Raw genomic sequence first — 13,461 nt, forward strand, 5'->3', positions numbered from 1 at the left:
GCCCCGCACCAACGGCAAGGCCGAGCGCTTCATCCAGACCTCGCTGCGGGAATGGGTCTACGCCCAGCCCTATCACTCCTCGCACGAGCGAACGCGCGCCATGCAGCCCTTCCTCAGAGCCTACAACCCTGCCCGCCCACACTCCGCCCTCGCCCAACAAACTCCATGGCTCCCGCTGAATAATCTTCTTGGAAACGACAACTAGAGCGGCATGGCGGCCGGGCCTGGTGCGGCAGGCGCGTGGGGAGGTGGTCGAGGATCTCACACTGGCTGAGGAAGTCGGCGACTGCCGTGTCCACCGCGTCGCCCCAACCACCCAGCTATCCAGCTGCCCAGCCGCCCCGCGCGCTCAGCGCGCGGCGGCTTGCGACGCGATGCGGTAGAGGACGTCGCGCGTCACCGCGGCGGCGAGGTGGGGCATCGTGCGGGTGCGGAAGGTGGCGTCGGCGATGGCGGCGGACGCGGCGCGCAGGCGGGCGTGCGTCCAGCGGTCGAGGATCCGCGCGGCGGCGTCCTTGTGGGCGCCGAAGAGCGGTGGGCGGACGAACTCCACCGCGCGGCTCGGCGACTGGCCGCCCGCGACGGCGGCGGCGGCGAGCTCCAGCGTGTGGCTCATTCGTTGTGCCGCCATCAGGAGCTGCACCGCGGCCGAGTCCTGGCGCAGGAGGCGCGTGAGGAGGCGGTCGAGCGTTTCGCGCTGGCCGAGGAAGGCGGCGTCCACCGCGTCGCCGAGCTGGCTGAGCGCGATGTCGCCCACGACCGCGTCGACGTCGGCGACGGTGAGGCGGCCATTGTCGACGGCGTGGAGGCACGCCTTCAGCACCTCGGCGCGGGAGGCAGCGCGGTCGGCGCCGAGCCGGTCCACGAGGACGGCGCGCGCGTCCGTGTCGACGGTGAGGCCGAGGCGTTGCGCCTCCTCGTCGATCATCCGTTCGAGATCGCGCTCGCTGTCGACCGGGCAATAGATGGCGACGGCCTGGCGGTGGTCCTCGACCTCCTTGCGCAGGCCCGTCCCGCGGCGGAGGTCGCCGGCCTCCACCACCACCACCGCATCGGTCGGGAGTTGGTCGAGGAGCGGGGAGACGGCCGGGGAGAGATTGCGCGCGCCGCCGTCGCGCACGACGATCAGCCGCCGCTCGCCGAAGAGGGAGACGGTGCCCGCCTCGTCGATGAGGCGCGCGGGGTCGGAGCTGACGGTGGCGGCGTCGAGCCGGACCACCGAGAACGGATCGTCCTGGTTCGCCTGGAAGAGAGCGGAGATCGCGTCGGTCACTTCGGTGACGAGGCCGCGATCGGGCCCGAAGACGAGGATCACCGGGGGGAGGGTCGCCGGATCGTTCAGCCGGCGGCTGACGTCCGACGCCCGCAGCGAGGTCACGAGTCCGAGCGCTTCGCCGCGAAGTAGGCGGCGACGCGCGCCGAGATCTGTTCGGCCATGGTGCGCGCCGCTCGGGCCGACGCGTCGCGCTCGGCACGCACGTTGGCGAAGCGCTGGGACGAGAAGTCGTAGGAGGCGGTCGCCGTGCTCGATCCGGTGAGGAGCGTTTTCTGCGTGGCGATCTCGGTCAGGATGAAGGTCGAGTCGATCGTCACGAGGACGGCCGCAGGCAGATCCTCCTCGAGCTGCACGGCAAGGGGGTCGGTGCCGCGGCTGACGAGGACGCGAAGCCGATAGCGCTCCTCGTCGGCCTGGCCGCCGTCGCCGCGGAAGAGGAAGAGCAGCTCGTTGCGCAGGACCTGTTCTGTGTAGTTGCGCGGCGGATCGATGACGATCGCCCGGAGGTCCGGGACGGGCGAGAGTGGCCCGCCCGTCGACGCGTCGAGATAGAGCGGGCGCACCTGGCAGCCCGCGAGCGCGAGGCCGAGGAGCGCCGCCGAGGCGAGCCTACGCCACGACATTGACGATCCGCTGCGGCACAACGATGACCCGGCGCGGCGGGCGGCCTTCGAGGAAGCGCTGCACCTCGTCGAGAGAGAGGACCACGCCCTCGATCTCCGCCTGACTCGCGTCCTTCGGCACCGTCACCTCCGCCCGCTTCTTGCCGTTCACCTGGACCGGCAAGGTTATCGTATCCTCCACGAGGAGGCTTTCGTCCACCGTCGGCCATGCGGCAGCGGCGGCAAAGCCCTCGTTTCCGATCGCTTTCCAGCACTCTTCGGCGAGGTGTGGCATCATCGGCGCAAAACAGCGGATCATCGCGTCGACGCTTTCGCGCAGCGCCGAACCCGGCGTCTCGGGGTCCGCCAGCGCCTTCTGCAGCGCGTTCGCCCACTCATAAAGGCGGGCGACGGCGCGGTTGAAGCCGAGCGTCTCGATGTCGTTCTCGATCGCGCGCACGAAGCCGTGGGAGGCCTTGCGCAGGACGAGCCCGTCGCCTGACCCGGTGTCGTTCATGCGCGGGATCGCCTCGCCGATGAGGCGCCAGACGCGCTGCACGAAACGGTGCGCCGCGTCGACGCCGCCGTCCGTCCACTCGATGTCGCGCTCGGGCGGGGTGTCGGAGAGCATGAACCAGCGGGCGGTGTCCGCGCCGTAGCCTGCGATGATCTGGTCGGGGTCGACGACGTTCTTCTTCGACTTCGACATCGACTCGATCGCGCCGACGGTGATCGGCCCGCCGGTCTTGGCGTGGACCGCCGCGCCGTCACGCACCACGACGTCTTCCGGGAAGACCCAGGCGCCGGCCTCGTCCTTGTACGTCTCGTGCGTGACCATGCCCTGCGTGAAGAGGCCCGCGAACGGCTCCGGGCAGTTGCCGTAGCCGGCCTTCGCCACCGCGCGCATGAAGAAGCGCGAGTAGAGGAGGTGCAGGATCGCGTGCTCGACGCCGCCGATATATTGGTCGACCGGCAGCCAGTTCTCCATGATCGACGGGATGAGCGGCGCGCTCGTCTCATGCGGGGTGGTGAAGCGGGCGAAGTACCAGGACGAGTCGACGAACGTGTCCATCGTGTCCGTCTCGCGCCGGGCGGGGGCGCCGCAGGACGGGCAGTCGACCTTGGTGAAGGTCGGGTGACGGTCGAGCGGGTTGCCCGGCACGTCGAAGGTCACGTCGTCGGGCAGCTTCACGGGAAGCTGGTCGTCGGGCACCGGGACGATGCCGCACGCCTCGCAATGGATGACCGGGATCGGGCAGCCCCAATAGCGCTGGCGCGAGATGCCCCAGTCGCGCAGGCGATAGTTCACCTTGCGCTCCCCCTGGGGGGCGTTGCCCATCATCCGGCCTTCGAGGCGGGTCGCGATCTCGTCCTTCGCCGCGGGTATGCTCATCCCGTTGAGGAAGTGCGAGTTGATGAGGACGCCGTCGCCCGTATAGGCCTCGACGCCGACATCGAAGGTGTCGGGCGCATCGTTCGGGCGCACGACGGTGATCACCGGCAGGTCGTATTTCAGGGCGAAGTCGAGGTCGCGCTGGTCGTGCGCGGGGCAGCCGAAGATGGCGCCGGTGCCGTATTCCATCAGGATGAAGTTGGCGACGTAGACCGGCAGCACCTCACCCTCGATGAAGGGGTGGGCGACGCGCAGGCCCGTGTCGACGCCCTTCTTCTCCGCGCTTTCGATGGCGACGGCGCTGGTGCCCATGCGCTGCGTCTCTTCCACGAAGGCGGCGACGTCGGGCCGGGCGGCCGCGACGGCGCGCGCCAGCGGGTGGCCGGCCGCGACGGCGACGAAGCTCGCCCCGAAGATCGTGTCCGGGCGCGTCGTGAAGACCTCGATCTCGGTCGAGCCGTCCGGCGCGGTGGACTTCAGCGGGAAGCGCATCCTGAGGCCCTCGGACCGGCCGATCCAGTTGCGCTGCATCAGGCGCACCTTGTCGGGCCAGCGCTCGAGACCGTCGATCGCGTCCAGGAGGTCCTCGGCATAGTCGGTGATCTTGAAGAACCACTGCGACAGCTCGCGCTGCTCGACCTGCGCGCCGGAGCGCCAGCCGCGCCCGTCGATCACCTGCTCGTTGGCGAGCACGGTCTGGTCGACCGGGTCCCAGTTCACCTTGCTCGTCTTGCGCGTGACGAGGCCCTCGGCGAGGAAGGCGAGGAAGAGGCGCTGCTGCTGGTGGTAGTAGTCGACATCGCAGGTCGCGAACTCGCGCGACCAGTCGAGCGAGAGGCCCATCGATTTCAGCTGCGCCTTCATGGCGGCGATGTTGGCGTAGGTCCACTCGCGCGGGTGGATCTTGTTCTGCATGGCCGCGTTCTCGGCCGGCATGCCGAACGCGTCCCAACCCATCGGGTGGAGGACGTTGTATCCCTTGGCGCGGCGGAAGCGGGCGACGACGTCACCCATCGTGTAGTTGCGCACGTGGCCCATGTGGATGCGTCCCGACGGGTACGGGAACATCTCCAACACATAATATTTCGGCCGTGGGTCGTCGTTTTGGGTGCGGAACAGGTCCGCCTCCTCCCAGGCCGCGCGCCACTTGGCTTCAGAGGCGGGCGCGTTGTAACGCTCTGACGTACTCATGGATATTTGGGACCGGCGATGCGAAAAGACGCCGGACCATGGGCAAGAGATCGCCGGGGGTCAACACTCATGACAGCCATCGACGCCACCGAGGGGGTGGCCACGCGTCTTGCCGAGGTGCGCCGCGCGATCGCCGACGCGGCGGCCCGAGCCGGGCGGACAGACCCGGTCGAACTCGTCGCGGTGACGAAGACGTTCACCGCCGAGCATATCCGCCCCGCACTTGTCGCAGGGCAGCGCATCGTCGGCGAGAACCGGGTGCAGGAGGCCAAGGGCAAGTGGCCGGCCCTGCGCGAGGAGTTCGACGGGATCGAGCTCCACCTTCTCGGCCCGCTCCAGTCCAACAAGGCCAAGGACGCGGTCACCCTCTTCGACATGATCCAGAGCGTCGACCGCGAGAAGATCGCGACGGCGATCGCGAGCGCGGCCGACAGCGTCGGGCGGATGCCGCGCTGCCTCGTGCAGGTCAATATCGGCCGTGAGCCGCAGAAGGCCGGGGTGATGCCGGACGAGGCACCCGCCTTCGTCGCGCGCTGCCGCGTGCTCGGCCTGCCGATCGACGGGCTGATGACCATTCCGCCGGTGGACGAGGCCGCGGGGCCGCACTTCGAGGCGCTCGCCCGCATCGCGCGCGATTGCGGCGGGCTCAAGACCTCGATGGGGATGTCGGGCGACTATGTCGAGGCGATCGCGCACGGGGCGCACTGGGTCCGCGTCGGATCGGCGATCTTCGGATCGCGGCCGCCGATCGCGTAGGCGCCGCCGTCAGTAGGTGTACCAGAAGCCGAGCTTGCCGCCGAACTCCTGCAGCGCGTTGCGGCCATAGACGGTCGCGAGGCCGCTGACCTCCACCTGGAGCCGCTCGCTCACCCGGCGGATCACGCTTGCCGACACCTTGTGATACTGGGTGTCGGAGCCGCCGAGCTCGAACGTCGAGAAGGATTGGGCGAGGACGAGCCAGCGGGGGCGGACCTGCCGGCCGAGCGTCAGCTCGATGTTGATCTCGTCCGCATCGTCCTCCTGGAAGCTCGTCTGGTAGGCCGCCTGCACGTCGGCGAAGGTGTGCTTGCCGAGAACCTCTCCGCCGATTCCGAACATCGCGCGGGAGTCGAGCGCGAGGCCGTCGGCCGGGGCGCTCGTCCCGTTCGAGTCGAAGCCGCCGGAGAGGAGCTTCACCTCCGTCGAGAACACCCAGTTGGGCGCCTTGTGGAGGCGCAGGCGGGCGCCGCCGGCGACCGAGCCGAAGGACGTCGAGACGGGGGCGATCAGATTGGGGGTCACGACCGTCTCGACGCTCTCCTCCCGCAACTCCCCGATCGCGATCATCGTCAGCCAGGGCCGCACGCCGTACTCGAACCGGCCCGACAGTTCGAACTTGCGATATTCGGGGACGCTGACGAGCCGTCCGTTCTTGTCGAATCCGTTCTCGCCATAGGTGAAAGAGCTGGTGACGAAGGTCTTCGTCTCGCCCTGCTCCAGCGTCCACGCGCCGGCCAGGACCGGGGCCGTCCACAGGACGCAGGCAAGGGCGAGGGGCAGACGCATGGCGCACCCTTTGGATGTGTTGCTAGGAGATACAATCTAAGTATGTATCTCCTAACACAACCTTGCATTGAGATAAAGAGGCTTGTGTCGTGCGTGCCAGCCGCTATGGTGCCGCCCGCCGAAGCGAGCGCGAGAGTGGCGGAATCGGTAGACGCAGACGACTCAAAATCGTCCGCCGCAAGGCTTGGGGGTTCGAGTCCCCCCTCTCGCACCAACCTTGTCCGCTCCGGCGCACCACCCTCCCGATGAAGGCCGGTCAGGCCGCGTGCATGGCGGCGAAGGTCCGCCGCGTCATCGACGGCACCATCAGCCAGAGCGACACGCCCCGCGCCGCGAGATAGAGGTTCAGCGCGAGCCAGAGGCCGTGATTGCCGAGGATCGGCGTCACCGTGAAGCACACGACGAAGAAGAGCGATGAGGCGCAGATCATCATGTTGCGCATCGCCCGCGTCCACGTCGCCCCCACGAAGAGCCCGTCCATCGAATAGGCGAGCGCGCCGGTGAGCGGCGTGATCGCGGCCCAGCCGAGATAGGCAAGGCTCGCCGCGCGCACGTCCTCCGCCGTCGTCGAGATGTGGATGAAGAGCCCGCCGCCCACGAGCGCGAACGCCGAGAGGCCGGCCGCCACCACGAACGCGGCGGTGACGGTGAGGCGCACCGTGTCGGTGAAGGCCGGCTTGTAGCGCGCGCCGATCGCGCGGCCGCCGAGCTGCTCGGCCGCCGTCGCCACGCCGTCGAGCATGTAGCCGCACAGGAGCAGGATGTTGAGGAGCACCGCGTTCGCGGCGAGCGTCACGTCGCCGAACCGCGCCCCCATCGCGCTGAAGGCGGTGAAGGTGCTGATGAGGAGCACCGAGCGGATCAGGATGTCGGTGTTGACCGCGACCATGCGGCGGAAGCCGACACGCTCGAAGATGGAGGCAAGCGGCGGGAGCGGCTGCGTCGCGAGATGGCGCACGACGAACACGCCGCCCGCCGCGACCGTCACGAGCTCGGCGAGCACCGAGGCCGCCGCGACGCCCTTCACCCCCCAGCCGAGAAAGAGGACGAAGGCGACCGAGCCGACGATGTTGCTGAACCCGAGCACGATCTGGAGGAGGAGCCCCGCCCGCGCCCGCGCGAGGCCGAGGAGCCAGCCGAGGATCACGTAGTTGATCAGCATGAAGGGCACGCCCCACACGCGGATCGCCACATAGTCCCGCGTCGCCGCCGCGACCGCCTCGCTCGGCCCCATCACGAAGAGGAAGATCGCGATGAGCGGCAACTGGAGGAGGATGATCGCGACGCCCGTGACGAGGCCCATCACGATCGCGCGCCACAGCGCCATCGCCTCCGCCTCGCGGTCCTCCGCGCCCATCGCCTGCGCGACGAGGCCGGTCGTCCCCATGCGCAGGAAGTTCATGGACGTGCCGACGAAGTCGATCAGCAGCGCGCCGAGGGCGACCGCGCCGATGAGGATCGCGCTGCCGAGCTGACCGATGACCGCCGTGTCGACGATGCCGATCAGCGGGGTCGAGATGTGGGCGATCGTCATCGGCACGGCGATGCGCAGCACCATCGGAAGCTTGACCGTGAACGGCCGGATCTGCGGCGGATGCATCGGGTGACCTGGGTGGGACTTCGCCCATCCCGTTAGCGCGCTTTTGGAACGGGTGGTATCACTTCCTGAGATAGAAGAATTGCAATCGGCGCGTCCGGGCGCCTTCGTCACGCCCCGCTTTCACCGCAGTGCCGGAGCCCTATCTGTCGAATCCGCCGGCCCTTCGCCGGTTCGTCGAAACGGAGGGGCCGTGCTTCCGGTCGTTCACAACCCGAATTATCACGCGCCGCTGCCGGACAATCACCGCTTCCCCATGGGAAAGTTCGCGGCCGTCGCCGCGATCCTCACCGAATTCGGCTTCGGCCCGTTCCACATCCCCTCCCCGGCCCCGGCCGACTGGATCGCGCTCGCCCACGACCGGACCTATGTCGACCAGGTGCTGGCGTCCGACGTGCCGGCGAAGGTCGCACGCGAGATCGGCTTTCCCATGAACGACCGCGTTGCCCTGCGCGCGCGGACGGCCTGCGCGGGGACGACGCTCACCGCCCGGCTCGCGCTGGAGCACGGCATCGCCTGCAACACCGCCGGCGGGAGCCACCACGCGCGGCACGAACAGGGGGCCGGCTTCTGCGTCTTCAACGATGTCGCCGTCGCGATCCGCGTCCTCCAGGCCGAGGGCGTGATCCGGCAGGCGCTCGTGATCGACTGCGACGTCCACCAGGGGGACGGCACGGCGCACATCTTCGCCGGCGATCCGAGCGTGACGACCATGTCGATCCACGCCGCCGCGAACTACCCGACGCGCAAGGCCCAATCCTCGCTCGACGTCGCGCTTCCCGACGGGACGGAGGATGCCGACTATCTCGCCGCGCTGGACGAGATGCTGGAGGCGGCGGGCGCCGTTCCGGCCGACATCGTCTTTTATAATGCCGGCGTCGATCCCCATCGCGACGACCGGCTCGGCCGCCTCGCCCTCACCGATCTCGGCCTCGCCGAGCGCGACCGACGGGTCATCGACGCCGTGCGCCGGCGGGGCCTTCCGCTGGCCGGCGTCCTCGGCGGTGGCTATATGGACGATGTGGACAAGCTTGCCCGGCGGCATGCGATTTTGCACCTGATGGCCCGCGACGCCTTGGACAATGGGTGACGGCGTTGCACATCTGTTCTAGACTGCGCCCATTGTGATTCGGGATGAGTTGATGGCGAAGGCTGCGCGCCAAACGGTTGCCAACGTGTCGATTTCCCAGCGTGCCGCCGCGGCATCGCGGCCGACCCCCACCTATCTCGACCGGCTGAACCCGGAGCAGCGCCGCGCCGTGGAGGCGATCGACGGGCCCGTTCTCGTGCTCGCCGGCGCCGGCACCGGCAAGACGCGGGTGCTGACGACGCGCATCGCCCACATCCTCAATCTCGGCAAGGCGCGCCCGTCCGAGATCCTCGCGGTGACCTTCACGAACAAGGCCGCGCGCGAGATGAAGGAGCGGATCGGCGCCGTCCTCGGCGGCGGGACGGCCGAGGGCATGCCCTGGCTCGGCACCTTCCACGCGATCGGCACGCGCATCCTGCGCCGCCATGCCGAGCTCGTGGATCTCCACCCCGACTTCACCATCCTCGACACGGACGACCAGATCCGCCTCGCCAAGCAGATCCTCCAGGCCGCCAATCTCGACGAGAAGCGCTGGCCCGCGCGCCAGATGCTCGGGATGATCGACGCCTGGAAGAATCGCGGGCTGACGCCGGACGAGGTGCCGAACGGCGAGGGCGAATATTTCGGCAACGGGCGCGGGATCGAGCTCTACCGGGACTATCGCCAGCGCCTCAAGACGCTGAACGCGGCCGATTTCGGCGACCTTCTCCTGGAGCCGATCCGCCTCTTCCGCGCCAATCCGGACATTCTGGAGAGCTACCAGAGCCGTTTTCGCTACATGCTGGTCGACGAGTATCAGGACACGAACGTCGCCCAGTATCTCTGGCTGCGCCTGCTCGCCCAGGGGAACCGCAATCTGTGCGTGGTCGGCGACGACGACCAGTCGATCTACGGCTGGCGTGGCGCCGAGGTGGACAACATCCTGCGCTTCGAGACCGATTTTCCCGGCGCCGTCGTGGTGCGCCTCGAACGCAACTATCGCTCCACCAGCCACATTCTGGGCGCCGCCTCCCACCTCATCAGCCACAATGAGGGTCGGCTCGGCAAAACTCTCTTCTCAGAGGCGAGCGACCCGGACGAGAAGCAGGTCGTCGTCGCCTCCGCCTGGGATTCGGAGGAAGAGGCCCGCGCGATCAACGAGGAGATCGAGAGCCTCCAGCGCCAGGGCGTCTCGCTCGACGAGCAGGCGATCCTCGTGCGCACCACCGCGCAGATGCGCGCCTTCGAGGACCGGTTCGTCACCACCGGCACGTCCTATCGCGTCATCGGCGGCCCGCGCTTCTACGAGCGGCGGGAGATCCGCGACGCCCTCGCCTATTTCCGCTGCGTCGTGCAGCCGAGCTTCGATCTCGCCTTCGAGCGCATCATCAACGTGCCGGCGCGCGGCCTCGGCCAGGTCGCGGTCCGCACGATCGCCGACGCCGCCCGCGCCCGCGAGGTGCCGATGCTCCACGCCGCGGCGGAGCTCCTCACCACGGACGAGATCAAGGGCAAGGGCCGCACCGCGCTCAACACCCTCGTCGGCGCCTTCGAGCGCTGGCGCGACCAGCTCGACCGGATCAGCCACACCGAGCTCGCCGAGATCATCCTCGAGGAATCGGGCTACACCGACATGCTTCGCGCCGATCGGTCCGCCGACGCGCCGGGCCGGCTCGAGAACCTCAAGGAGCTGATCCGCTCCATGGAGGAGTTCGAGACCCTCCCAGCCTTCCTGGAGCACGTCGCCCTCGTGACGGACGCGCAGGGCGAGACCTCCGCAGAGGCCGTCACGCTTATGACCCTCCACGCGGCGAAGGGTCTTGAGTTCGACGTCGTCTTCCTGCCCGGCTGGGAGGAAGGCCTCTTCCCCTCGATCCGCGCGCTCGACGAGAACGGGCAGGCCGGGCTCGAGGAGGAGCGCCGCCTCGCCTATGTCGGGCTCACCCGCGCCCGCCACCGCGCCTTCATCTGGTTCGCCCTCAACCGCCGCCTGCACGGGATGTGGCAGTCCTCCGCCCCGTCGCGCTTCATCGACGAGCTGCCCGAGGCGCACGTCATGGTGCGCGAGGATGTCGGCTATGGCGGGCTCGGCGGCTACGGGGCGAGCCGGTTCGACAAGGTCGAATCCTTCTCCTCCAGCTACCACACGCCGGGCTGGGAGCGGGCGCAGCGCCGCCGCGAGGATGCGACGCCCCGCCGCCGCACCGCGGGGCGGACGATCGAGGGCGAGCTGGTGGCGAAGTCGGTGACGACCGCGCCGTCCGCCTTCTCCGTCGGCGACCGCGTCTTCCACCAGAAGTTCGGCAATGGCGACGTCTCCGGCGTCGAGGGCAACAAGCTCACCGTCGATTTCGACAAGGCCGGCCGCAAGCGGGTGATCGACAGTTTCGTGACCCGCGTCTGACACAGTTCAGGGTTGCAGAATCGCATTGCGATTGCATTGCGCTTCGCCGGCTTTTCCGGCACGAGACGATCTTCTCCGACAAAGACGACACCGCGCAGCATCGATGACTTGCGGCCGGCGAACACACGGCCCGTCGCGGCCGTCTTCAACATATGTGCTGGTGGTCACTCTCCAAAGTCTGCGCATAGGACAGCCAGAGGAGAGCCATCGAAAATAAAGTCGCCGCACCAGCATCGAAGACCCGGCGACGACCCATGGTAAAAAGCTTGATTTTACGAAATGGTTATACGATCGGCCAAGCCTTTGCGCTGAATCTCGGCGCGTCGGTCCTGATCATCTGCGTTTATCTCGCGATTACCGTGCTCTCGATCGTTTCGGCCGAGGACGAGCTGCGAGGCATCGCCCAGCAGGAGGCCACGCGCTGGGTGGACGGGGCGCTGGCGCCCTCCATCGCGGTCGAGGGCCTCTTTCTCGGGCGCGGCCTCCCCGAGAGCGAGGAGGCACATCTCGCGACCCTCGCGAACGGCGGCAACGTCGTCCAGTTCGAGATTTTCGGCCTCGACGGCACCCCCATCGTCGCCTACGCCAACGGCACCTTCCGCGACGTCGGCGCGATGCCTTCCGACCCGCAAATGGTGCTGGAAGCGGCGGAAGGCCGGGCCGTGGCCGACATTCGCCACGGGACCGATGCCGACGGGATGCCGCCCTATTATTCGGTCCTCGACGTGCCGCTCCGCCGCTACGGCCAGGTCGTCGGCATGGCGCGCGTCTATTCGGACGAATCGGGCGCGAAGGCCGTCTATGACGACGAGATGGTCCGCTCCATGGTGCTGAGCTCGGTCCTCGCCGGGCTCGCGCTGACGAGTTCCATCGCGATCGGCTTCCTCCTGCACCGCCAGCAACGGGCCGACGCGCGGATCCATCACCTCGCCCACCACGACCCGCTGACGGGCGTCGCGAACCGCCACCAATATCAGGAATTCCTGGCCGAGACGATGGACGCGGTCCATCGCGGGAGCGAGACCTCCTTCGCCCTCCACCTTCTCGACCTCGACGGCTTCAAGCACGTCAATGACACGCTCGGCCACGACGTGGGGGACGGTGTCCTGCGCCGCGTCGCGCGCGAGGCGGCCCGTCTCCTCGGTCCCGAGGATCTTCTCGCCCGGCTCGGCGGGGACGAGTTCGCCATCGTCCAGCGGCGCATCGCGAACCCGGAAGCGGCCGAGGCGCTCGCGGCCGAGATCATCCACAGCGTGAGCCTGATCGATTCGGTGGAGGGGCAGACGATCCGCGTCAGCGCCAGCGTCGGCATCACGATCGCGCCGGCCCATGCGTGCGATGTCGGCGACCTGCAGAAATGCGCCGACGTTGCGCTCTACCGGGCGAAGGAATCGGGCCGCGACCGCGCCGTCACCTTCGAGGCGGGGATGGACGTGGAGCTGCGCGAGCGCGCGCTCCTGCGCATGAAGATCCGCGCCGCGACCGAGACGATGTCGTTCGAGCTCTATTTCCAGCCGATCCACCGCGCGACGGACGGCGCGCTGACCGGCTTCGAGGCGCTCCTGCGCCTTCCGGACGGCGAGGGCGGCCACATCCCGCCGGGCATCTTCATCCCCGTCGCGGAGGAGATGTGCCTCACGCCGCGCATCGGGGCGTGGGTGCTGCGGCAGGCCTGCATCGCGGCCGCCACGTGGGACGTGCCGCTTTCCATCTCGGTCAACCTCTCCCCGCAGCAGTTCGAGGAGAACGTCGTGCGCGAGGTCGAGGCCGCGCTCACCCAGAGCAATCTGGAGCCGGACCGCCTCGGCCTCGAGGTGACGGAGAGTCTCCTCATCAAGGATCCGGAGGCAGTGGGCACGCAGCTCAGCGCCCTCAAGGATCTCGGCGTGCGCCTCGTGATGGACGATTTCGGCACCGGCTATTCGAGTCTGAGCTATCTCTGGAAGTTCCCGTTCGACAAGGTGAAGGTCGATCGCTCCTGCTTCATGTCGCTCGGCCAGGCCGAACGGGTGGGCGAGGTGCTGCGCACCATCAGCGCGATGAGCGATGCGATGGACCTCGAAGTCACCGCCGAGGGCATCGAGACCGAGTACCAGCGCGACTTCGCCCGGCTCGCCGGCTATGACGAGCTGCAGGGCTTCCTCTACAGCCGACCGATGCCCGAGACCGAGGTTCTGAGCTACATCCGCCGCTGCACGACCGATGGGATGGAGTTCAGCCAGGAAGGCCCGATCGTCGTCTCGCTCCGGGCTTGATTTCGAGGCCGTCGCCTTTACCAAAACGCCCGGACCGCGCCGGTCTGTGACGTAAATGTCGCAGGCTCGCGGATGTCGCCCGCCGCGGATGAGCCGGCAGCGGATGATCGTTGATTGCCAACCCCGCCT

At 68.5% G+C, this 13,461-nt stretch carries 10 protein-coding genes and 1 tRNA gene; 6 read left to right on the forward strand and 5 right to left on the reverse strand.

The window, feature by feature from the left end:
• On the forward strand, positions 1-205 hold a 205-nt coding region (locus DBV35_RS19330), incomplete at its 5' end, for an integrase core domain-containing protein (protein WP_157961862.1).
• Between the two features lie 144 nt (positions 206-349).
• Here the strand turns inward: DBV35_RS19330 and holA are convergent.
• From holA to leuS, 3 genes are read right to left on the reverse strand one after another with little or no spacing between them, the layout of a single operon-like run.
• Entirely contained in the window at positions 350-1,378 is a 1,029-nt protein-coding gene (gene holA, locus DBV35_RS19335) for a DNA polymerase III subunit delta (RefSeq protein WP_108662027.1), read from the reverse strand.
• A complete protein-coding gene (gene lptE, locus DBV35_RS19340) occupies positions 1,375-1,899 on the reverse strand; it encodes an LPS assembly lipoprotein LptE (protein WP_108662028.1) in 525 nt (174 codons plus the stop codon). Before lptE ends, holA begins: the two co-directional genes overlap by 4 nt.
• The gene (gene leuS / locus DBV35_RS19345) at positions 1,886-4,462 is read right to left on the reverse strand and encodes a leucine--tRNA ligase (RefSeq protein ID WP_108662029.1); all 2,577 of its coding nucleotides are present in this window, start codon (positions 4,460-4,462) and stop codon (positions 1,886-1,888) included. The genes lptE and leuS overlap by 14 nt, the downstream gene beginning before the upstream one ends.
• Positions 4,463-4,531: 69 nt before the next feature.
• On the opposite strand from leuS, the gene DBV35_RS19350 reads away from it, so the two are divergent.
• A complete protein-coding gene (locus tag DBV35_RS19350) occupies positions 4,532-5,218 on the forward strand; it encodes a YggS family pyridoxal phosphate-dependent enzyme (RefSeq protein ID WP_108662030.1) in 687 nt (228 codons plus the stop codon).
• A gap of 9 nt (positions 5,219-5,227) precedes the next feature.
• Here the strand turns inward: DBV35_RS19350 and DBV35_RS19355 are convergent, their stop codons facing one another.
• The gene (locus tag DBV35_RS19355) at positions 5,228-6,007 is read right to left on the reverse strand and encodes a hypothetical protein (RefSeq protein ID WP_108662031.1); all 780 of its coding nucleotides are present in this window, start codon (positions 6,005-6,007) and stop codon (positions 5,228-5,230) included.
• Between the two features lie 129 nt (positions 6,008-6,136).
• On the opposite strand from DBV35_RS19355, the gene DBV35_RS19360 reads away from it, so the two are divergent.
• Positions 6,137-6,221, forward strand: a tRNA-Leu gene (locus tag DBV35_RS19360).
• A 42-nt stretch (positions 6,222-6,263) separates the two neighbouring features.
• On the opposite strand, the gene DBV35_RS19365 is transcribed toward DBV35_RS19360, so the two are convergent.
• Positions 6,264-7,607 carry an MATE family efflux transporter gene (locus tag DBV35_RS19365; RefSeq protein WP_108662032.1) on the reverse strand — a complete coding sequence of 448 codons (1,344 nt, stop codon included), beginning with the start codon at positions 7,605-7,607 and terminating at the stop codon, positions 6,264-6,266.
• Positions 7,608-7,797: 190 nt separating this feature from the next.
• Between DBV35_RS19365 and DBV35_RS19370 the strand changes: the two genes are divergently transcribed.
• From DBV35_RS19370 to DBV35_RS19380, 3 genes are all read left to right on the forward strand, one after another.
• A complete protein-coding gene (locus tag DBV35_RS19370) occupies positions 7,798-8,694 on the forward strand; it encodes a histone deacetylase family protein (RefSeq protein ID WP_245944001.1) in 897 nt (298 codons plus the stop codon).
• A gap of 52 nt (positions 8,695-8,746) precedes the next feature.
• Positions 8,747-11,077 carry an ATP-dependent helicase gene (locus tag DBV35_RS19375; RefSeq protein ID WP_108662033.1) on the forward strand — a complete coding sequence of 777 codons (2,331 nt, stop codon included), beginning with the start codon at positions 8,747-8,749 and terminating at the stop codon, positions 11,075-11,077.
• A gap of 359 nt (positions 11,078-11,436) precedes the next feature.
• Positions 11,437-13,332 (forward strand): putative bifunctional diguanylate cyclase/phosphodiesterase, encoded by a 1,896-nt coding sequence (locus DBV35_RS19380; RefSeq protein ID WP_170134994.1) that lies wholly within the window; start codon positions 11,437-11,439, stop codon positions 13,330-13,332.
• Positions 13,333-13,461 lie beyond the last annotated feature (129 nt).

It is taken from the genome of Acuticoccus kandeliae, assembly GCF_003073115.1.